22 protein-coding genes are annotated in these 19073 nt (G+C 61.9%); 20 read left to right on the top strand and 2 right to left on the bottom strand.

Annotated features, from left to right (window positions below):
• Positions 1–12 precede the first annotated feature (12 nt).
• From V6766_RS08640 to cobU, 11 genes are all read left to right on the top strand, one after another.
• Positions 13–1230 (top strand): ABC transporter substrate-binding protein, encoded by a 1218-nt coding sequence (locus V6766_RS08640; RefSeq protein WP_448465480.1) that lies wholly within the window; start codon positions 13–15, stop codon positions 1228–1230.
• A gap of 78 nt (positions 1231–1308) precedes the next feature.
• The gene (locus V6766_RS08635; protein ID WP_448465478.1) at positions 1309–2112 is read left to right on the top strand and encodes an N-acyl homoserine lactonase family protein; all 804 of its coding nucleotides are present in this window, start codon (positions 1309–1311) and stop codon (positions 2110–2112) included.
• 108 nt (positions 2113–2220) lie between these two features.
• On the top strand, positions 2221–2547 hold the full coding sequence (locus tag V6766_RS08630; protein ID WP_448465476.1) for an NIPSNAP family protein: 327 nt from the start codon (positions 2221–2223) through the stop codon (positions 2545–2547).
• Positions 2548–2612: 65 nt separating this feature from the next.
• On the top strand, positions 2613–3488 hold the full coding sequence (locus tag V6766_RS08625; RefSeq protein WP_448465474.1) for an NAD(P)-dependent oxidoreductase: 876 nt from the start codon (positions 2613–2615) through the stop codon (positions 3486–3488).
• Between the two features lie 103 nt (positions 3489–3591).
• On the top strand, positions 3592–4005 hold the full coding sequence (locus V6766_RS08620; RefSeq protein WP_448465472.1) for a carboxymuconolactone decarboxylase family protein: 414 nt from the start codon (positions 3592–3594) through the stop codon (positions 4003–4005).
• 93 nt (positions 4006–4098) lie between these two features.
• Entirely contained in the window at positions 4099–4995 is an 897-nt protein-coding gene (locus V6766_RS08615; protein WP_448465470.1) for an NAD(P)-dependent oxidoreductase, read from the top strand.
• A 4-nt stretch (positions 4996–4999) separates the two neighbouring features.
• A complete protein-coding gene (locus tag V6766_RS08610) occupies positions 5000–5389 on the top strand; it encodes a cupin domain-containing protein (RefSeq protein WP_448465468.1) in 390 nt (129 codons plus the stop codon).
• A 104-nt stretch (positions 5390–5493) separates the two neighbouring features.
• On the top strand, positions 5494–6183 hold the full coding sequence (locus tag V6766_RS08605; protein ID WP_448465466.1) for a GntR family transcriptional regulator: 690 nt from the start codon (positions 5494–5496) through the stop codon (positions 6181–6183).
• Between the two features lie 133 nt (positions 6184–6316).
• Positions 6317–6742, top strand: coding sequence for a hypothetical protein (locus V6766_RS08600; RefSeq protein WP_448465464.1), 426 nt, complete (start codon positions 6317–6319; stop codon positions 6740–6742).
• Positions 6743–7057: 315 nt separating this feature from the next.
• Positions 7058–8059, top strand: coding sequence for a glycine betaine ABC transporter substrate-binding protein (locus V6766_RS08595; RefSeq protein WP_448465462.1), 1002 nt, complete (start codon positions 7058–7060; stop codon positions 8057–8059).
• Positions 8060–8272: 213 nt separating this feature from the next.
• A complete protein-coding gene (gene cobU / locus V6766_RS08590; protein ID WP_448465460.1) occupies positions 8273–8797 on the top strand; it encodes a bifunctional adenosylcobinamide kinase/adenosylcobinamide-phosphate guanylyltransferase in 525 nt (174 codons plus the stop codon).
• Here the strand turns inward: cobU and V6766_RS08585 are convergent.
• Entirely contained in the window at positions 8781–9572 is a 792-nt protein-coding gene (locus V6766_RS08585; protein WP_448465458.1) for a TSUP family transporter, read from the bottom strand. The two genes, cobU and V6766_RS08585, sit on opposite strands and share 17 nt — an antisense overlap.
• 129 nt (positions 9573–9701) lie before the next feature.
• On the opposite strand from V6766_RS08585, the gene V6766_RS08580 reads away from it, so the two are divergent.
• Entirely contained in the window at positions 9702–10652 is a 951-nt protein-coding gene (locus tag V6766_RS08580) for a nucleoside hydrolase (RefSeq protein WP_448465456.1), read from the top strand.
• A gap of 116 nt (positions 10653–10768) precedes the next feature.
• Entirely contained in the window at positions 10769–11221 is a 453-nt protein-coding gene (locus tag V6766_RS08575; RefSeq protein ID WP_448429218.1) for a L,D-transpeptidase, read from the top strand.
• 9 nt (positions 11222–11230) lie between these two features.
• Here V6766_RS08575 and V6766_RS08570 read toward each other — a convergent pair whose 3' ends face one another.
• The gene (locus V6766_RS08570) at positions 11231–11962 is read right to left on the bottom strand and encodes a Crp/Fnr family transcriptional regulator (RefSeq protein ID WP_448465454.1); all 732 of its coding nucleotides are present in this window, start codon (positions 11960–11962) and stop codon (positions 11231–11233) included.
• Positions 11963–12156: 194 nt separating this feature from the next.
• Here V6766_RS08570 and hemN point away from each other — a divergent pair, with 194 nt between their 5' ends.
• From hemN to V6766_RS08535, 7 genes are all read left to right on the top strand, one after another.
• Complete coding sequence (gene hemN / locus V6766_RS08565) at positions 12157–13509, top strand: oxygen-independent coproporphyrinogen III oxidase (protein ID WP_448465452.1); 1353 nt, start codon at positions 12157–12159, stop codon at positions 13507–13509.
• A gap of 96 nt (positions 13510–13605) precedes the next feature.
• A complete protein-coding gene (locus V6766_RS08560; RefSeq protein WP_085986543.1) occupies positions 13606–13893 on the top strand; it encodes an acyl carrier protein in 288 nt (95 codons plus the stop codon).
• Between the two features lie 77 nt (positions 13894–13970).
• The gene (locus tag V6766_RS08555) at positions 13971–14456 is read left to right on the top strand and encodes a 3-hydroxyacyl-ACP dehydratase FabZ family protein (RefSeq protein WP_448429212.1); all 486 of its coding nucleotides are present in this window, start codon (positions 13971–13973) and stop codon (positions 14454–14456) included.
• A 1-nt stretch (position 14457) separates the two neighbouring features.
• Complete coding sequence (locus tag V6766_RS08550) at positions 14458–15660, top strand: beta-ketoacyl-ACP synthase (protein ID WP_448465450.1); 1203 nt, start codon at positions 14458–14460, stop codon at positions 15658–15660.
• A gap of 15 nt (positions 15661–15675) precedes the next feature.
• Positions 15676–16956 carry a beta-ketoacyl-ACP synthase gene (locus V6766_RS08545; protein ID WP_448465448.1) on the top strand — a complete coding sequence of 427 codons (1281 nt, stop codon included), beginning with the start codon at positions 15676–15678 and terminating at the stop codon, positions 16954–16956.
• 65 nt (positions 16957–17021) lie between these two features.
• Positions 17022–18053: a zinc-binding dehydrogenase gene (locus V6766_RS08540; protein WP_448465446.1), complete on the top strand. Its 1032-nt coding sequence runs from the start codon at positions 17022–17024 to the stop codon at positions 18051–18053.
• A gap of 85 nt (positions 18054–18138) precedes the next feature.
• Positions 18139–19068, top strand: a complete 930-nt coding sequence (locus tag V6766_RS08535) for a lipid A biosynthesis lauroyl acyltransferase (RefSeq protein ID WP_448465444.1) — start codon at positions 18139–18141, stop codon at positions 19066–19068.
• The last annotated feature ends 5 nt before the right edge of the window (positions 19069–19073 follow it).

Here is a 19073-nt window from a genome sequence, read left to right as displayed (position 1 = left end):
GAGGAGGAAAACATGACCAACCATTTGAAGAGAAGTTTCGCTTTCGCCCTTGCGGCAAGCACCGCCGCGATGCCCGGCATCCCCGCGCTGGCGCAGGAAAAGCCGATCCAGATCGGCCTGATCGCGCCGACATCCGGCATTTACGCCCGTCCCGGCACGGTGATGAAAATGGGCGCGGAGCTCGCCGTGCAGGACGTCAATGAAGCCGGCGGGATATCCTGCCTGGATGGCGCCCCGCTGGAGCTCGTCGTGATCGATTCCGGCGATACCGTCGAGAAGGCCACGAATGCCGCCCAGCGAATGGTTGCCGAATATCCGGAACTGGTGGGCGGCACGGGCGCCTATCTCAGCTCGTTCACGCTGGCCGTGACCGAGGTGACGGAGCGCGCCAACCTGCCGATGCTGACGCTGTCTTATTCGGACCTGATCACCGATCGCGGCTTCAAGAACGTGTTCCAGACCTCGGCGACGGCCGGCGTGCAGGCGCAGCTCGCCCTGCCGATCATTCTGGACCTCGCGGAGGAGCAGACCGGCAAGCGGCCCGAGACGGTCGCGATCGTCACCGATAATACCGCCGCGTCGCTCTCCTCCGTCGAGCGCATGACGAGTGGCCTGCTCGATGAAGTCGGCCTCGAAGTGGTGCTGGAGGAAGTGTTTACCCCGCCGCTGGCTGATGCCACCTCGCTGGTCCAGCAGGTGCGCCAGAAGCGTCCGGACCTGCTGTTCTTCCTGCCGACCGTGATTTCGGACAGCAAGCTGATCCTGGAAAAGATGAAGGAATTCCGGGTTCAGGTTCCGGTCATCTCGTTCGGCATCGCGATCGCAGAGCCGGAGGTGCTGAACACCATGCCGCCGGAAATGCTGGAGGGCGTGATGTCCGCGGTCGCCAATTGGGGCACCAAGGGGCAGGAGGAGCTCATCGAACGGCTCAACACCGTCTACGGCGAACCATGGATGACCCAGAACGCCGTATCCACCTATGGCGATATCTGGCTGTTCAAGGAAGCGCTGGAAAAAAGCTGCAGCCGCGATCGCGCCGCTCTTGGCGATGCCTTGCGCGAACTCGATGCGGGTCCGGCAGAATACTATCCCGGCGGCACGCTGAGCTTTGACGACAAGGGCCGCCGCGAGGGCGCGAGCCTCACGGTTATCCAGTGGCAGGACGGGGTGCCGGTCACCGTGTTCCCGGAAGACCTGGCTTTGTCTGAGCCGATCTGGCCGAAGAAGTAGTATCCTGCGTCCGGCGGTCGGGTGATCGCCGGACGCGTTTTCCCGCGCGTCGGGATATATTGTTGAAGCGAGAGCAGCATGACCGACAGATACGAAATCCTGGCCCTGAAATACGCCCGCAACGATAGACCTGCGTCGCAGAACTTCATCGGCGGCGATGCCCATGACCACTCGATGCCGATCGACTATTATGTCTGGGTGATCCGCAACGAGGCGCGCACAATCGTTGTCGATACCGGGTTCAACGCGCAATCGGGCACGCGGCGGGGACGTGAGCTCATCACGCCGGTCCATACCGCGCTCACCGCCGTTGGCGTGGATTTCAACGCCGTCGAACACGTGATCACCACGCATATGCATTATGACCACGCCGGCAATAACGAGCTGTTTCCGAATGCCTGCTTCTACATGCAGGAAAGCGAGATGCGTTATGCGACCGGCCCCTGCATGTGCCATCATTTCCTAAACCACCCTTACGAGGTTGACGATGTGGTCGACATGGTCCGGCGCACCTATGCCGGCAAGGTGTCGTTCTGCCTGGGCGATCGCGAACTCTTTCCAGGCGTGACCGTCCACCACGTCGGCGGCCACTCGCGCGGCCTGCAATGCGTGCGGGTGGAGACGAAGCGCGGTCCCGTGGTGCTCGCGTCAGACGCCAGCCATCTTTACCAGCACTTCCAGACCGGCCGGGTGTTTCCGACCTGCGACAGCGTGTCCGACACTGTCGTCGGTTACCAGCGCCTGAAAGAGCTCGCCGGGAGGGACAGCCACATTGTGCCGGGACACGATCCCGCGGTGATGAACCGCTATCCGTCGTTCAGCGAGCAGACCGCGGCCTTCGCCGTGAGGCTGGATGAGGACGAGCGCGTACAGCACCGATAGTTTCAGTCTGTGAAACAGGCTGACATAACCGCCGGAAATGATTTTGTATTATTGACGTAATGTCCTAGCAAAAATAAACTCCTACCAATCAAGAGAAGGGATTGCCGAATGATCGTGGAGCTCCGGATTTATTATTGCGCACCGACCCGCCTGCCTGCGCTTCTGGACCGTTTCCGGTCCACGACCCTCGGCTTTTTCGAGAAGTATGGCATCGAGCAGATCGGCTTCTGGACCACCGTTGTCGGCCCCGACAACCATGCGCTTACCTATCTGTTGAAATGGGAGAGCATGGCAGAGCGCGAAGAACGCTGGAACGCTTTCCAATCGGATCCCGATTGGATCGCCGCGCGTGCTGAATCAGAACGAAACGCGCCGATCGTCGCTCGGGTCGAGAACAGCTTTCTCGCGCCCACCGACTTTTCGGCCCTGCGCTAGAGCTTCGCCGGGGAGGGCATATCGGGAATGGAACTCTGGTCATCGAAACGCGAGGCGACCGCGTCATGAGCATGCAAAAAGTCGGCTTCATCGGGCTTGGGATGATGGGCGCGCCAATGTGCGGCTGCATCGCGGGAGCCGGTCACACATTATTCGTCGCGGATGCGGACCCGGCGCGCGTTGGCGAGATTTGCGCGAAGCTGTCCGCCGAGCCCCTGACGGAGGCTGTGGCGCAGGAACTCGACGTCCTGATCACCATGCTCCCCAATTCGTCCATCGTGGAGTCGGTGCTGTTGGAAAATGGCTGGGCCGATCGGTTAAAGCCCGGCGCGCGGGTGATCGACATGAGTTCGTCCGAGCCGGTGCGTTCGCGCGAACTCGCCGAGACGCTTGCAGGGCGCGGGCTTCACTATCTCGACGCGCCGGTTTCCGGCGGGGTCAAACGGGCGGAGAACGGCACGCTGGCAATTCTGGTGGGCGGGGACCAGGCGCAGATGGATGCCGCCCGGCCGCTGCTTGAGACAATGGGGCAGTCGATCCTGTTCATCGGGCCCGCCGGTGCCGGTCATGCCGCCAAGGCGCTCAACAATCTGGTCTCGGCCTGCGGGCTGATGATCACGGTCGAAGCGCTGCAGGTCGCAAGGCGTTTCGGCATCGCCGAAGATGTCATGACCGACGTGCTGAACGCCTCGAGCGGCCGCAGCAATACCTCCGAAAACAAGGTCAAGCAGTTCATGCTTTCGGGCACGTTCGGCTCCGGTTTCTCTCTGAAGCTGATGGACAAGGACCTTTCGATTGCAGGCAAGCTTGCCGAATCTGTCGGCTACACGCTGAGCTTCGGGGCCTATGGCATCAGCACCTGGCACCGCATTGCCGAAGGGGTTTCGCCCGCGACCGACCATACCGAGATGTACCGCCTCCTTTCGGAGGACGCGCAATGAAAGACGTCGCCCGGCTTTATGCCGACGGTATGTGGGGCAAGAGCGATTGCCTTTAGTGTTTTGAGAATTGGACGACCGCGCGAAGCGGGGGAGATTGGATGTCATGCCAACTGAAAGCGAAATGTTCGAAAAGGGGTTCCAGAACCGCAAGACGGTGCTGGGCGCTCCGCATGTCGAAAAGTCCTGGGAAAACGCGGATCAGTTCAACCGCCCCGCACAAAGGCTTGTGACGGAATACTGTTGGGGAGAGGTCTGGGGCGACGAGACGCTGCCGTTCCGCACCCGCAGCATGCTGAACCTTGCGATGCTAACCGCGATGAACCAGCATCATGAGTTGGCCGTTCACGTCCGCGGCGCCCTCAACAATGGCGTCACGCCCAAGGAAATCCAGGCGGTGCTGCTGCAGGCGATGGTCTATTGCGGCGCGCCGGCGGCGCTCGCCGCCTTCAGAACCGCAAGCGCCGTCTTGAAGGAGTGGTCCGAGGAGCAGGAAAAACAGGGCGGTTCGGCGGAATAAGGTCTCGCGTCACTCTTTCAGCGGGACGGAACGGCGGCCGGTACGGCCGTCGCGCCTTTTGAAAACGGTAGGTTCAGCGAGGGTCGCTACATTATGGCAATCGATACGGTAGGGTTTATCGGACTTGGAAACATGGGCGGGCGGATGACCCGCTGCATCGTCGCGGGCGGCGTCAAGGTGCTGGGCTTTGATATGGACGAGGCTGCCGCTGGACGCTTCGGAGCCAAGCGGGCGTCCTCCGCTCGCCAGATCATGGAAGAGACCGACATCATTTTTCTCTCCCTGCCCGACAGCACGGTGATCGAGAAGGTGGTGGAAGGCGAGGGCGGGTTGCTGGACCACGTTCGCCCCGGACAAATCGTCGCCGACATGAGCACGGCGTCTGCCGCCTCCACCCGGCGGATCGCGGCGAAATTTGCCGAGAAGGGGGCCTTTTATGTCGATGCCGGCATTTCCGGCGGGGCGGCGGCGGCCGAAAAGGGCGCGCTTACCCTGATGGTCGGCGGCGATCCGGATGCGATCGGACGGCTTGAGCCGGTCTTCGCGCTGATCGCCAAGAAGGTCATCGTAATGGGCGAAAGCGGCGCGGGCCACACCGCCAAGCTATTGAACAATTTTCTCAATGCTGTCAGTCTGTCCGCCACGGCAGAGGTCATGGTCGCCGGCAAAAAGGCCGGTCTCGATCTCCATCGCCTGCTTGAGGTTCTGAACGCCAGCAGCGGCGTCAACTTCGCGACGCTGAACCGTTTTCCGAAGATCGTCGATGGTGACTATCTCGAGGGCGGGCTCACCTCCAAACTTATGACCAAGGACGTGCTGCTCTATTGCGACCTGCTGCACGAACTCGGCATTTCCTCGCTGAATGCCTCAGGGCCGATGGCGAGCTTCGGCCTTGCAACCGCACTCGGCTATGGCGATGTCATAAGCAATCGCGTCGTCGATGCCATCGGCGATATTTCCGGAAAAGTTCGACTCCACGAAAAGGATTGAAGATATGAAGATTTTCCATGGCCGGCAGGCCGGCGCTCCATCGGAAGTCAAATCCGATACTTTCACCGGAACGGTTCATGCCGATCCCGTGATGCCGCCAACGGACGGCGTCGTCATCAACAACGTGTTCTTTTCACCCGGCGCGCGCACCTATTGGCATACCCATGAAACCGGTCAGGTCCTGACCGTCATTGCCGGCAAGGGCTGGGTCTGCAAGGAAGGCGAGGCTGCACAGGAGCTCAAAGCCGGAGACACGGTCTGGATCGCCACCGGCGAAAAGCACTGGCACGGCGCTGCCGCCGACAGCTATCTGCTGCACACCGCCATATCAATCGGCAGGACCGACTGGCTGGAAGAGGTCGGCGAGACCGACTATCAGGCCGCTGGGAAGTAGCGTTTTCGCCAACGGGCGAGGGTGGCGTGTGCGGCGGAAAGCTTGTTGCGCAGCGGTGTTTCGTGCTAATGGCGGATAGTCATAATGTAATACGGGAAGGCTTGATGAGCTCACGTGGGACAGCGCTGCAACCGGACACTTTGCGTCGACAGATTGAAAACGCTGTTCGCCAGGGGATCACTTCCGGCCGGTACAAGCCGGGCGCGCGCCTTGTCGAGCGCGAACTGTGCGAGGAACTTGGCGTGAGCCGCACATCGCTGCGTGAAGCCCTGCGCAAGCTGGAAGCCGAGAAGCTGCTCGAGATCGTTCCGCACAAGGGACCCGTCGTCGCCGTCATTTCGCTGGAAGAGGCGAAGGAGCTATATGCCCTGCGCGGGGTGCTTGAAGGGTTCGCCGCGCGCGAATTTGCGCTCAACGGCTCTGATGAAGCCATAAGGCAGTTTTCGAAGGGCGCCGAGGCGCTTCGCGAGCACGCCCTGTCCGGCGACAAGGCGGAGGTGCTGGAAGCCAAGAGCCGGCTCTACAACATCATGCTCGGCAATTGCGGCAATAACCTTGCCCGCGAGGTGCTGCAAAGCCTGTTTTCCCGGATCAACATCCTGCGCGCCACCTCGCTGATGCATCCCGCGCGAATCGACGAAAGCCTTGCCGAGATCGACGCTCTTGCGGCCGCGCTGGAAAAGCGCGATGCGGACGAAGCTGCGCGAATTGCGTCTCTACATGTGCAGAACGCCTGCGTCGTCGCCCTTCAACTGTTGAAGGAGCAACGTGACGAGATGGCCGCCGAAGCCTAGATTCGGTCGCCCTCAAACGCGCATATATGCTTGCTGCCCGCGCGGCAAATTCGCGGCGTTCGTGCTTGGCCGCCATGTTTGCGGCGCATTCGCGCGGAAGATGTATTCAGCCCTGAAACGAGCGAGGTGAATCATGCAGGCGGCGTTGATTGCGATGACGATTTTCGGCTGCGATGACAGTCTGAACCAGTGCAGCTACATCGACATGACCGAAACGCGCTATGCCACTGTCCAGGCCTGCGACAGCGAAATCGAAAGCAAGATCACGGCCTATGGCGACAGTGGTTTTCCCACGATCATCGCCGTCTGCCGGGAGCCGGGCGAGCTCGTCAATGCCGCGCTCGGGCGGAACCCGGATGCCGTCTTGCCACCAACCATGCCCGAAACGACGACCGCCGAGGCGCAAACCGAGATGCCAAACCGCCTCCAGCGCCTGACGAGAGGGTCGATGGCGGCGCTGATGGGCATCGTTCCGACGCGCCAGCAGCTCACCAATGCCCTGACGGTACCGCTGCATGTCGTGACCGACAGCTATTCCTGGGTGGTGAAGAAGATCTAGCGCCGAAGCCCGGTTCGACGCTGCGCGGCGGTTGCATACGCAATACCTGAAACGGCACTCCCGGAAACGCGAAACTGATAAAGCCGGGAGGACATTTGCCGCGCAACCGTCCGCTGACACCCGTTCTAGCGGTAGAACGTTACTGGTTGGTTAGCGTTTCCGCATAAAGGCGGAAACTGGTCGGATTTCACCCTAAAAGCCGCCTCTTGCGGTTTGTTATTTCAGCGCGACAGACGTATTCTTGGACCAATTGGGCGGTAGTGCCCTCAAGCGGCGGCAGTCCGCCGAATGTGGTTACCGGAGGAAACAGCAACAATGAAGTCCTATGTCGTCGCCTTGTCATTGGCCTCAGCCGTTGCATTGTTTTCCGGAGCGGCCGCAGCCGAGACCGACTGTCGCGATCTGACGATCGCCGAGTTGAACTGGCCCTCGGCCGGGCTTGCGGCCTGGGTCGACAAGCTGATCATGGAAACGGGGTACGGCTGCACGGTGTCGCTTGTCGAGGGCGACACCAACAGCGCCGTCGCTTCGATCGCGAAGGACGGCAAGCCCGATATTGTGCCGGAATTCTGGTTCGAAAGCATGACGCCGGCGCTTGAGGAGGCGGTCGCCGACAAGCGCGTCGCCTTCGGAGCGGCGCTGCTGAACGAAGGCGGCGTTCAGGGCTGGTGGATGCCGAAATATATCCTCGACGCCAATCCCGGTATGACAACCGTCCAGCAGGCCTTGCAGCATCCTGAGCTTTTCATGCCGGCCGAGGAGGGCGGCAAGCCGGCGGTGTTCAACTGTCCCGAGGGCTGGGCCTGTCGCGCCTCGACCGAAAACCTGTTCCGCGCGCTCGATGCGGAAGCGGCCGGCTTCGCGCTTCACGATGTGAAGGATGCCGCCGCCCTCGACGAATCGATCATCGAGGCCTTCGAGAACAAGGAGGGCTGGCTCGGCTATTACTGGGCGCCGACGGCCCTTCTCGGCAATCATCCGATGGTTAAGCTCAGCTTCGGCGTGGAGTTCAGCAAGGAGGAATGGGATAATTGCACCATTGTGCCGGATTGCCCGGATCCCAAGCTCAACACCTATCCCGTCTCGGCCGTCTACACGCTGATCGCGGGTGATTTCGTCGATGAAAATCCCGAACTGATGAGCTATTTCAACACGCGCTCATGGAGCAACGGGACGGTGAGCGAAGTGCTGGCCTGGATGGATGAGGAGGAAGCCGGCAATGAGGCCGGCGCCCGCCATTTCCTCGCCAATTATCCCGATGTCTGGAAGGCCTGGCTGCCGGAGGACATCGCCGAAAAGGTCGCCGGCAAGATCTGACCGGCGACGGTTATTGCACTGCCGGCCCGTCGCCGTTATCATCGCGGCGTGCCGGCAAGGGCCGCAGTCGGGGATGGTCTCCGTTCGGTCATTGTGACCCTTGGCGATCAACAACGCGGACGCCTCCATGAACTACGAATCGTCCGTTTTCGCCAAGCTGCCGCCCGCCGGCGCATTCTCCTTAGCTTGGAGAAGCCGACCGGGTTCAGCCGCATGAAGGCCACCTGTCTGGTCCTCGGCGGAGCACGCTCCGGCAAGTCCCGTCATGCCGAAATGCTGGCGCGCCGGCATGACGGCAACCTGCATTATATCGCGACCGCCGAAAGCATGGACGACGCCGAAATGGCGGCGCGGATCGCGCGGCACAGGGCCGATCGCGGCAGCGACTGGATCACCCATGAAACGCCATTCGCGCTGGTCGAGCGTCTCGAAGCGCTGGAGCGGGAGAAGGAGCCGGTGGCGGTGCTCGACTGCCTGACGCTGTGGCTTAGCAACCTGCTGCTGGCGGAGCGCGATATCGAGGCCGAAGGCGCGCGGCTTGCCGGTTTCGTCGCGCGCTGCCCCTACCGGCTGATCATGGTCAGCAACGAGGTGGGGCTCTCGATTGTGCCGGACAACGCGCTGGCGCGTCGCTTTCGCGATGCCGCGGGCATTTTGAACCAGCGCATCGCGGCGGTCTCGGCGGAGGTGGTGTTCATGGCGGCGGGCCTGCCGCTTCACCTTAAAACTGCATCATAAGCCATTGATAGGCCGGGTTCTTTTCGTCGAGGAAAACCCTGATCGCCATCGCCATGCACGAGAGAACCAGAAGCGGACGGATGATTTTCGCGCCGTTCTTCATGGCGAGATTCGATCCGGTGCGGGCACCCAGAAACTGGCCAAGGCCCATCACCAGCCCGACCTTCCACAGGATCGCGCCGCCGAACATGAACACCGCGAAAGCGCCGATATTGGTCGACAGGTTCAGGAACTTGGTGTGGGCGGTGGCCTTCAGCATGCCGAAGCCGCCGAGCGTGACGAAGGCGATCATAAAAAACGACCCGGTCCCCGGGCCAAAAAGCCCGTCATAAAAGCCGATCGCGGGCACCACCAAAGCGGCGAAGAGCGGGGTGGAAAGCCGCTTTTCGCGGTCGCTGTCATCAAGCCCGGTGCGCAGCGCGAAATAAAGCCCGATCGCGACCAGCAGGAAGGGGAGCGCGGCGCGCAGCGCATCGCCGGAGATCAGCGTGGCAACAAGCGCGCCGAGCGCGCCGCCGGCAATCGCGATCAGCGCCATCGGCCATTGCCGTAGCGGCTCCACCCGGCCGGCGCGGGCATAGGAGATCGTGGCGGAAGCCGCGCCGAACATGCCCTGCAGCTTGTTGGTGCCGAGCGCCTGCAGCGGCTGTACGCCGGAAATCAGCAGCACCGGTATGGTGATAAGGCCGCCGCCGCCGGCGATCGAATCGACGAAGCCGGCGATATAGGCGGCCGCAAACAGGATCAGCAACAGTTCGATACTGGCTTCAAACACGGAAACATCCTTTGCAGGGGCATCGCCGCGCGGACCTGCGGCGTTTCCTTTTTTCTCCGGATCGTGTAGGGCCTTTCTCGATCCGGCGCAAACGCCGTTCCCATATTTCCGAAGACAGGATGCGTTTTCATGCACAAGGTAATTTTCGACACGGACCCCGGTATTGACGATGCCATGGCGCTGCTCTTCCTCGAGCGCCATCCTGATATCGAACTCCTCGGCGTAACCTCTGTTTTCGGCAACGCCTCCGCCGACACGACCACCCGCAATGCGCAGTTCCTGAAGCGTGAATTCGGCATCAAGGCGCCGGTCGCCCGTGGCGCCGACATTACCTTCGATCCGGGCCGGCCGATGGCCTCGTGGCCGACATTCGTGCATGGCGTCAACGGGCTTGGCGATATCGACGTGCCGGAGACGATCGACGATGTGCCGCTCGATCCGCGTCCTGCCTTTCAGTTCATCATCGATACGGTGCGTGAACATCCCGGCGAGGTCGAGATCGTCGCCGTCGGCCGGATGACCAACCTTGCCATGGCGCTGGCGCGCGATCCGGAAATCGCCGGCCTCGTCAAGCAGGTCGTCGTGATGGGCGGCGCGTTCGAGACCAACGGCAATGTGACGCCGGCCGCGGAAGCCAACATCCATGGCGACCCGGAAGCTGCCGATGTCGTGTTCACCGCGCCGTGGAAGGTCGTGATCATCGGCCTCGACGTCACCCTCCAGACTGTCATGACCCGGACCACGATGAAGGAACTGGCTCTGCGCGGCGGTCCAGCGGTGGAACTGCTGGCACGGATCTCCGATCCCTATATCGATTTCTACAGCCAGCAGGTCGAAGACGGCATGGTGGTGCATGACAGCTGCGCCTGCGCCTATGTCGTGGCGCCCGAGCTCTTCGGTCTCAGGTCCGGCTCCGTGCGCGTGGTCTGCGGCGGCATTGCCGACGGACTGACCCTGCAGAAGCCGGCCGGCGGCGCGTTCGGCCCGAGCCCGTGGGATGACAAGACCGAGCAGAAGGTGGCGATGACCATCGAAGCGAAAAAGGTGGTCGATCTGATCGCCGCCACGCTCGCGCCCTGACGCATGAACAGACCGGTCTTGTGCCGGTTGTGTTTACCTTAAAATCAGTATCGCGTTGATAGTAACCCCCGTTGCACATATCGTTCATTAGAAACATATGTGTGTCGGGGGTGGATATGCGTAAAATACTGTTGGCGTTACTGGTGTTGCTTGGCGCGGCGTCGGCTGCGAATGCCGCCCGCAAATCCGGCGACGAGATTTTCGATCCGGGCAAGGTCGTCGCGGCCGTCAGCCTGACGAGCCAGACCATGAAGGTCATCATTGGCGGCCATGAGCGCTATGAATGGCCGGTCTCGACCGGGGCAGGGGGCTATTCGACGCCGCGCGGCATATACGGCGCGGAATGGCTGTCGAAGAACCACCGCTCGCGCAAATACAACAATGCGCCGATGCCCTACGCGATCTTCTTTCATCACGGCTATGCCGTCCACGGCACGGACCAGCTCTCGCGGCTTGGCCGCCCCGCCTCGCACGGTTGCGTGCGGCTTCATCCGGACAATGCGGCGCTGCTGTTCGAACTTGCCCAGACGATGGGGCTGGAAAACGTGACGGTGGTGATCGGCGACTGATACCGGGAATCAGTCGTTGCCGGCCGCCGCGCTCAGCCTGTCGATATCCGGCACGCTGACGTGGCGGTTGTTTTCGACGATGATAATCTTCTCGTTGCGCAGCTTGGTCATCTGTCGGCTGACGGTTTCTATAGTCAGGCCGAGAAAATCGGCGATGTCGGCGCGCGACAGCGGCAGGTCGAAGGTGAAGCCGTCATCGGCGAGCGGATCGATATGGGTCGCGATCAGATAGAGGAAGGAGGCGACTTTTTCGCGCGCGCTCTTGCGGCCGAGCGTCAGCATCCAGTCGCGCGCCTCGTCGAGCTCCTTCAGCGACTGATTGTAAAGCTTGCGCTCGAGCTCCGGCGCTTCTTCGATCATCCGCTCCAGCGCGGCGCGCGGGAAGGCGCAGATTTCCGTTTCTGTCGCCGCTTCGGCCGTCAGCGCGCTTTCGCGCGAAAACGGGCGGCCCATGAAATCGGGCGCGAACTGAAGGCCGACGATCTGCTGGCGGCCATCGGCCATCATCTTGGAAAGCTTCACCACGCCGCGCAGGATGTTGGAATAGCTGCCGACGCTTTCGCCCTGGCCGACGACTTCTGCGCCGCCCTCGATCGTCCGGCGCGAGGAATACTTGTTGATCTGCGCCAGTTGCTCGGGCGTCAGGACCGAACAGATGCCGCCATGGCGCGCCTCGCATGCCCGGCATACGAGCGGCAGAAGGTCGTCGCCTTCATGGGATCGGTGGGTGTGGTCGGTCATCGGACATTCTCAATTCGTTGTGGCGTGAAACCACCTGCCTTATTCTCTGCATCGCGGGAGGGCAGGGCCGCGCCGCCGCCACAACCGCCTAGCGTCGCTCCTTCACACTGTGCAACCAAACTTGATCAAAGTCAAAGCTGCGAGCGCGCCGAGTGGCTATCTCGTTTGCATTATCAGTCAGGAAGGGGCGCGTCATGACGTCGCAACGACAGTTGTTGGATAAGTTTTCGGAGCCGGTTCCGCGCTACACGAGCTACCCCACGGCGCCACATTTCCACGACGGCGTCGATCCGGCCACGGCGAGACAATGGATCGCGGCGCTGAGCGCAGGCCGGAAGCTCTCGCTTTACCTGCATATTCCTTACTGTGACCGTCTCTGCTGGTTTTGCGCTTGCCATACCAAACATACGCTGAAATATGAGCCGGTGGCCGCTTATCTCGATAGCCTGAAGCATGAAATCGAGACCATGGGCCGGCTTGTATCGCCCGATGTGATGGTGACCGGCCTGCATTGGGGCGGCGGCTCGCCCACCATGCTGAAACCGGAGGACATGCACCGGCTGATGGGCTGGCTGCGGTCCGCCTTCAATTTCGCCGATGACGCCGAGATCAGCGTCGAGATGGACCCGAACGATCTCGACGAGGCGCGCTATGATGCGCTGGCCGAGATCGGCGTTACGCGGGCAAGCCTCGGCGTTCAGGATTTCGATCCCAAGGTGCAGAAGACCATCAACCGCCTGCAGACCTTCGAGCAGACGGCAGAGGTGATTGCGGCGATGCGCAAGCGGGGCGTCCACTCCGTCAATTGCGACCTGCTCTACGGTCTGCCGTATCAGACGCTTGATACGATGGCGAAGACCGTCGCCGATATCATCAGCCTGAAACCCGACCGGATCGCGCTGTTCGGTTATGCCCATGTGCCATGGATGAAAAAGCATCAGGCGCTGATTCCCGAACACGCTCTTCCGGATGCGGACGAAAGGTTCCGCCAGATGTCGCTGGCGGCCGGGATGCTGGCCGAGGCGGGGTACGAGGCGATCGGCATCGACCATTTCGCGCTTGCCGACGACTCGCTTGCCAAGGCGGCGCGCACCGGCAGGCTGCGGCGCAATTTCCAGGGCTATACCGATGAAAGCGCCGATGCGCTGATCGGGCTCGGGGCGTCATCCATCAGCCAGCTCCCCGAGGGTTATTGGCAGAACATGCCGGCGACCGGCGAGTACCGGCGCATGGTCGAAGGCGGCGATCTGGCAGTGGTGCGCGGTGTCGCGCTTCAGCCGGAAGACCGCGCGCGGGCGTTCGTGATCGAGAGAATCATGTGCGCCTACGGATTTTCCGCCTGCGAACTGAAGGCGCGATTCGCCGCCGGAACAGACGATATCATCGCCGAGGCCAAGGCTTATGCGCGCGAAAATCCGGACGTGTGCGTTTACGATCGGTTCGGATTTCGACTGAAAAATGAGGCTTTTCCGTTCGCGCGCTCTGTTGCTGCGGTTTTCGATACCTATCTTGGGCGCGGCAAGGGTCGCCATTCGGCGGCGGTCTGAGTTACAATCGAAAAATTGCCCTCGTGCAACCTGTGGCCATTGGCTTTTCGCCAATCATTGCCTATGAGGAGGGCACACTTGAAAGATGAAGAGGTAATAGGCGTGAGCGCTACATTTGATAAAGTTGCCGATATCATCGCGGAAACGAGCGAAATCGACCGCGATCAGATTACGCCGGAAAGCAATACGATCGACGATCTCGGCATCGACAGCCTCGATTTCCTCGATATCGTCTTTGCGATCGACAAGGAATTCGGTATCAAGATCCCGCTCGAAAAGTGGACGCAGGACGTCAACGAGGGCAAGGTCGATGCGGACGAGTACTTCATTCTGAAGAATCTCTGCGCCAAGATCGACGAGCTGAGAGCGGCAAAGCAGTCTTAAGGGCGACCGGTTTTACGACCGGCATCTCAGCCCGCCTGGCTTCGCTGCGGAACTGATGCAGGGGCTGAAAGCATTCAATGCTGCTCGAATATTTCCAGATGATTGACGAGATCGTGTCGGCGGACATTTCCGCCGGGACGATCGTCGCGCGTTCCACGGTTCCCGAAAAAAGCACGGTTTTCGAGGGACATTTTCCTGGCATGCCGCTGGTGCCGGGCGTGCTTTTGATCGAAACCATGGCGCAGGCGTCCGGCATGCTGCTGCTTGGCGTCAATGACTGCACGGCGATGCCGTTTCTGATGATGGTCGACAGCGCCAAGCTGCGCGGCTTCGTGGAGCCCAATGCCGTGCTCGATATCGAAGCGCAACTGGAGCATGAGGGCTCGGGATTTGCCGTTACCAAGGCGAAGATCGCGTCGGGCGGAAAGCCGATCGCGAGCGCCCAGCTCAAATTCCGCACGATGTCCTTCGATGACAATGAACTCGCGCCGATCGTGAAACGGCGCGCCGAGGAAGTCGGCCTGTTTGCGGCGATCGCCGGGCAGGCCGCGGAGAGGTCCTGACATGGCGAAATCCTCCAATGATGTGGTCGTTACCGGCATTGGTCTGGTCACGAGTTTCGGCGTCGGCATCGAGCCCCACGTCGCAATGCTCACCGGCGGCCAGCCCGATATCCGGATCGATTCCGAGATCTGCGCGCCCTATCCGGTGCATCCGCTGCCGGAAATCGACTGGAAGGAGCAGATCCCGAAGCGCGGCGATCAGCGCCAGATGGAAAACTGGCAGCGTCTCGGCGTCTATGCCGCAGGCCTCGCGCTGGACGATGCCGGGATGAAGGAAAACGAAGAGCTCTGCGCGACGATGGACATGATCGTCGCCGCCGGCGGTGGCGAGCGCGATATCGCCGTCGACAGCCTGATCGTCAACCAGGCGCGCCAGCGCAATGATCGCGAAATCCTGTTGAACGAGAAGCTCACCACCGAACTGCGCCCGACGCTGTTTCTCGCCCAGCTTGCCAATCTCGTCGCCGGCAATATCTCGATCGTCCACAAGGTCGCCGGCTCGTCGCGCACTTTCATGGGCGAGGAAGGCGCGGGGATTTCCGCCGTCGCCACCGCCTATGCCCGCATCCTCGCGGGCCAGTCCAGCCACACGCTGGTCGGCGGCTCGTTCGTGGCCGAGCGGCGCGATATCCTGCTGATGATGGAATCGGTGCATGCGCTGTCGCGCGGTGAGTGGAGACCGCTCTGGGACCGGCCTGAAGACGAAGATGGCGGCATGGTCATGGGCACCGCCGGCGCGTTTCTGGTTCTGGAATCGCGTGAACATGCCGAAGCCCGCGGCGCGCATATCTATGCGGTGCTTTCCGGCGTCGAAGGCGATCGCGGCAAGCGCGACGATGGCCGTCTGGAGCAGCGGCTCGAACGGCTGTTCAAGGATGCCGGGTTTTCAGGCGCCGCCAACGAGGCGATCCTATCCGGTGCGACCGGCCTGACCGATATCACCAAGCGCGAGGCCGCTTTCGCGAGAGAGCATTTCCCGTCGGCGCCGCTGCGCGGCTATACCGGCGCAACCGGCCATGCCATGGAAGCCAATTTCACCCTGGGTCTCGCGCTGGCAGCCCTGGCGCTCGACAGGAAGGTCGCTTTGCCGGTCTTCAACCCCGGTGCGGAACAGAAGATGGCGGCGCCTGCCGAAAAGATCGCGGTAACCACGGTCGGCCATCAGCGCGGCGAGGGCGTCGCCGTGCTCTCGGCCGAGAAATAAGGAAGGACCGGACAGATGAGCAATGCCTATACAGATCATCTCGGTCGCCCGCTCGTCGCCGTCACCGGCATGGGCGTGGTGACCTCGCTCGGTCGCGGCCTCGAGGACAACTGGAAGAAGCTGACGGAGGGCGTCTCCGGCATCCACGCCATTTCGCGCTTTCCGACCGACCATCTTTCCACCCGCATCGCCGGCACGGTCGATTTCATTCCGGCCGAGGACAATGCGGTTTCCCGCTCCTATAATTTTGCCGAGGCGACCATCGAGGAGGCGCTTGCCGCGGCCGGCCTTTCCGGCGATTTCGATGCGCCGCTGTTTCTCGCCGCCCCGCCGGTCGAGCCCGAATGGTCGATGCGCTTCGCGTTGACCGATCGCTCCGGTCCGCCGGTCGAGGAGAACGACGCCTATGTCCGTTTCCTCGCCGCCATGCGCGAGAAGGGCGATCCGGCCTTTCACGAAGCGGTGCTATTCGGCTCGATCTCGGAGCGGATTGCCGACAAGTTCGGCACGCGCGGCCTGCCGGTGACGACATCGACGGCGTGCGCTTCCGGCGCGACTGCGATCCAGCTCGGCGTCGAGGCGATCCGGCAGGGCCGCACGGAGCGCGCCATGACGGTTGCCACCGACGGCTCCGTCAGCGCCGAGGCGCTGGTGCGGTTCTCGCTGCTTTCCGCGCTGTCGACCCAGAACGATCCCCCGGAAAAGGCCTCCAAGCCCTTCAGCAAGGATCGCGACGGCTTCGTGATTGCCGAGGGCGCGGCCACGCTGATCCTCGAATCGCTCGCTTCCGCCGTTGCCCGCGGCGCGAAGGTCTACGGCATCGTGCGCGGCTGCGGCGAAAAGGCCGATCATTTCCATCGCACCCGGTCCTCGCCCGATGGCGCGCCGGCGATCGCGACCGTGCGCGCGGCGCTGGACGATGCGGGCCTCGACATCGACGGCATCGATTACATCAACGCCCACGGCACTTCGACGCCGGAAAACGACAAGATGGAATATTCCTCGCTCAAGGCCGTGTTCGGCGAAGGGCTGAAGTCGATCCCGCTGTCGTCCAACAAGTCGATGATCGGCCACACTCTGACCGCGGCCGGCGCGGTTGAGGCGGTGTTCTCCTTCCAGGCGATGCAGACCGGCGTGCTGCCGCCGACCATCAATCACGTCAATCCTGATCCGGCGATCGAGCTCGATGTGGTGCCGAACGTGAAGCGGTCGGCCGATACCGGATCGGTGCTCTCCAATTCGTTCGGCTTCGGCGGACAGAATGCCTGCCTGGTGATGACGCGCGAGCCGGCGTGAGCCTGATTGGTTGATAGTATAGTTTAGTTAGTAGCTCTAACATATTGAATATGAAGGAATGACCCATGCGCGCCTTGCAGCTGACCGATGACCGCAAGATCGAATTGCGCGACGTGGCCGAGCCCGACGCGCCGGCGCCCGGCGAGGTGACGCTGCGTTTGAAGGCGGTCGCGCTCAACCATATCGATGTCTGGGGCTGGCGCGGCATGGCGTTCGCCAAGCGCAAGCTGCCGCTGACGATCGGCGCGGAAGCTTCCGGTGTGGTCGAGGCGATCGGGGCAGGGGTATCCAATGTCCTGCCCGGCGATCTGGTGTCGATCTACGGCGCGCGGGTCTGCGGTCGCTGCAAGGCCTGTCGCGAGGGCCGCGACAATCTCTGCGAACATGTCGGCGGCGTTCACGGTTTTCATCTTGACGGTTTCGCGCAGGAAAAGATCAACATTCCCGCCCGCCAACTCGTGGCAGCACCCCCCGGCGTGGACGCGATCGGGGCGGCGCTTGCACCGGTAACGTTCGGTACCGTGGAGCATATGCTGTTCGACAACGCCAAGCTGCAGCCGGGCGAGACCATCCTCGTCCATGCCGGCGGCTCCGGCATCGGCTCGGCGGCGATCCAGCTTGCCAAGAAAACGGGCTGCACCGTGATCACCACGGTGGGCTCCGAGGACAAGATGGAAAAAGCCCGCCAACTCGGCGCCGATCACGTCATCAATTACCGCGAGGACCGGTTCGAGGGCGTGGTCCGCAAGCTCACCAAGAAGAAGGGCGTGGACGTCGTGTTCGAACATGTCGGCGCCGATACCTGGGCGGGCTCGATGCTGTCGATGAAACGCGGCGGCCGGCTGGTCACCTGCGGTTCGACCTCGGGCGTCTCCACCAATGTCAATCTGATGATGCTGTTTCAGCAGCAGCTCAAGCTGCTCGGCTCGTTCGGCTGCCGCATGGAAAACATGGCAAACGCCATGCAGAAGATGGCGCAGGGCGTGGTTCATCCGGTGATCGATACGCTGGTCGACTTCGACGGTATCGACAAGGCGCTGGAACGCATGGAAAGCCGCCAGGTGTTCGGCAAGATCGTGCTCAGGATCGATGATTGATTGCGACTTGGCTTGAGGGGCTTTCGCCGATAAAAGACGGACGCGCGGCATTTGCTTCGCAAAGTTCTAATATGGGCCAGAGTCTTTGAAATCCTTCATCACCCGCGTCGTTCTGAAAGCCCGCCAGTTCCAGCAATGGCTGGTGGCCTATCTGATTTTCGCGCTGCTTTCGGTGCTCAAGCTGTTTCCGGCCGACGGTTCGATCCGCTTTGCGGATTGGGTGATGCGCAAAATCGGCCCCCATACCGGCCGCCACAAGCTGATTCTCGAAAACCTGCGGAAAGCCTTTCCGGAAAAGGATAACGCCGAGATCGAGCGCATCGCGATCGCAAGCTGGGGCCATATCGGCCGGCTGGCGGCGGAATATGTGTTTCTCGATGAGCTTTTCGATTTCGATCCGGAGGCCAAGACCCCCGGCCGGATCGAGGTGGAGGGTGTGGAGCGCTTTCTCACGCTGCTCGATCGCGATCGGCCGTTCATCGTCTTCACCGCCCATACCGGCAATTTCGAGCTTCTGCCGGTCGCGGCCGCATCCTTCGACCTCCATGTCTCGGTGCTGTTCCGCCCGCCGAACAACCCCTATATCGCCAAGAAGGTGTTCCGCTTCCGGCGTAAGCGCATGGGCAATCTGGTGCCGTCTCATGCCGGCTCGGCCTTCGCCCTGGCGGGAACGCTGGAACAGGGCGGCGGCGTTGGCGTGCTGGTGGACCAGAAGTTCAAGCGCGGCACCCATTCAACCTTCTTCGGGCAGGAGGTGCAGACCAATCCGCTGCTCGGAAAGCTCGCGCGCCAGTTCGACTGTGCGATCTATCCCGCGCGCTGCATCCGCCTGCCGAACAACCGGTTCCGTCTGGAGCTTGAGAATGAGATCACGCTGCCGCGCAACGAAAAAGGCGCGATCGATATTCCGGCGACCGCTCAGGTGCTGAACGACAAGGTTGAAAGCTGGGTGCGGGAATATCCCGAGCAGTGGCTGTGGTATCACGACCGCTGGAACCGCCGGAAACGGGGATAGCGGCT

The sequence above is a fragment of the Martelella sp. AMO21009 genome (assembly GCF_053484295.1).
The sequence above is the reverse complement of the archived record's forward strand: the minus strand, read 5'-3'. Positions and strand labels throughout refer to the sequence as shown.

What these genes read in the sequence shown, in the direction of transcription:
- V6766_RS08640 (WP_448465480.1), top strand. Translation starts at nt 13, where the DNA reads ATGACCAACCATTTGAAGAGAAGTTTCGCTTTCGCCCTTGCGGCAAGC.
- V6766_RS08635 (WP_448465478.1), top strand. Translation starts at nt 1,309, where the DNA reads ATGACCGACAGATACGAAATCCTGGCCCTGAAATACGCCCGCAACGAT.
- V6766_RS08630 (WP_448465476.1), top strand. Translation starts at nt 2,221, where the DNA reads ATGATCGTGGAGCTCCGGATTTATTATTGCGCACCGACCCGCCTGCCT.
- V6766_RS08625 (WP_448465474.1), top strand. Translation starts at nt 2,613, where the DNA reads ATGAGCATGCAAAAAGTCGGCTTCATCGGGCTTGGGATGATGGGCGCG.
- V6766_RS08620 (WP_448465472.1), top strand. Translation starts at nt 3,592, where the DNA reads ATGCCAACTGAAAGCGAAATGTTCGAAAAGGGGTTCCAGAACCGCAAG.
- V6766_RS08615 (WP_448465470.1), top strand. Translation starts at nt 4,099, where the DNA reads ATGGCAATCGATACGGTAGGGTTTATCGGACTTGGAAACATGGGCGGG.
- V6766_RS08610 (WP_448465468.1), top strand. Translation starts at nt 5,000, where the DNA reads ATGAAGATTTTCCATGGCCGGCAGGCCGGCGCTCCATCGGAAGTCAAA.
- V6766_RS08605 (WP_448465466.1), top strand. Translation starts at nt 5,494, where the DNA reads ATGAGCTCACGTGGGACAGCGCTGCAACCGGACACTTTGCGTCGACAG.
- V6766_RS08600 (WP_448465464.1), top strand. Translation starts at nt 6,317, where the DNA reads ATGCAGGCGGCGTTGATTGCGATGACGATTTTCGGCTGCGATGACAGT.
- V6766_RS08595 (WP_448465462.1), top strand. Translation starts at nt 7,058, where the DNA reads ATGAAGTCCTATGTCGTCGCCTTGTCATTGGCCTCAGCCGTTGCATTG.
- cobU (WP_448465460.1), top strand. Translation starts at nt 8,273, where the DNA reads ATGAAGGCCACCTGTCTGGTCCTCGGCGGAGCACGCTCCGGCAAGTCC.
- V6766_RS08580 (WP_448465456.1), top strand. Translation starts at nt 9,702, where the DNA reads ATGCACAAGGTAATTTTCGACACGGACCCCGGTATTGACGATGCCATG.
- V6766_RS08575 (WP_448429218.1), top strand. Translation starts at nt 10,769, where the DNA reads ATGCGTAAAATACTGTTGGCGTTACTGGTGTTGCTTGGCGCGGCGTCG.
- V6766_RS08570 (WP_448465454.1), bottom strand. Translation starts at nt 11,962, where the DNA reads ATGACCGACCACACCCACCGATCCCATGAAGGCGACGACCTTCTGCCG.
- hemN (WP_448465452.1), top strand. Translation starts at nt 12,157, where the DNA reads ATGACGTCGCAACGACAGTTGTTGGATAAGTTTTCGGAGCCGGTTCCG.
- V6766_RS08555 (WP_448429212.1), top strand. Translation starts at nt 13,971, where the DNA reads ATGCTGCTCGAATATTTCCAGATGATTGACGAGATCGTGTCGGCGGAC.
- V6766_RS08550 (WP_448465450.1), top strand. Translation starts at nt 14,458, where the DNA reads ATGGCGAAATCCTCCAATGATGTGGTCGTTACCGGCATTGGTCTGGTC.
- V6766_RS08545 (WP_448465448.1), top strand. Translation starts at nt 15,676, where the DNA reads ATGAGCAATGCCTATACAGATCATCTCGGTCGCCCGCTCGTCGCCGTC.
- V6766_RS08540 (WP_448465446.1), top strand. Translation starts at nt 17,022, where the DNA reads ATGCGCGCCTTGCAGCTGACCGATGACCGCAAGATCGAATTGCGCGAC.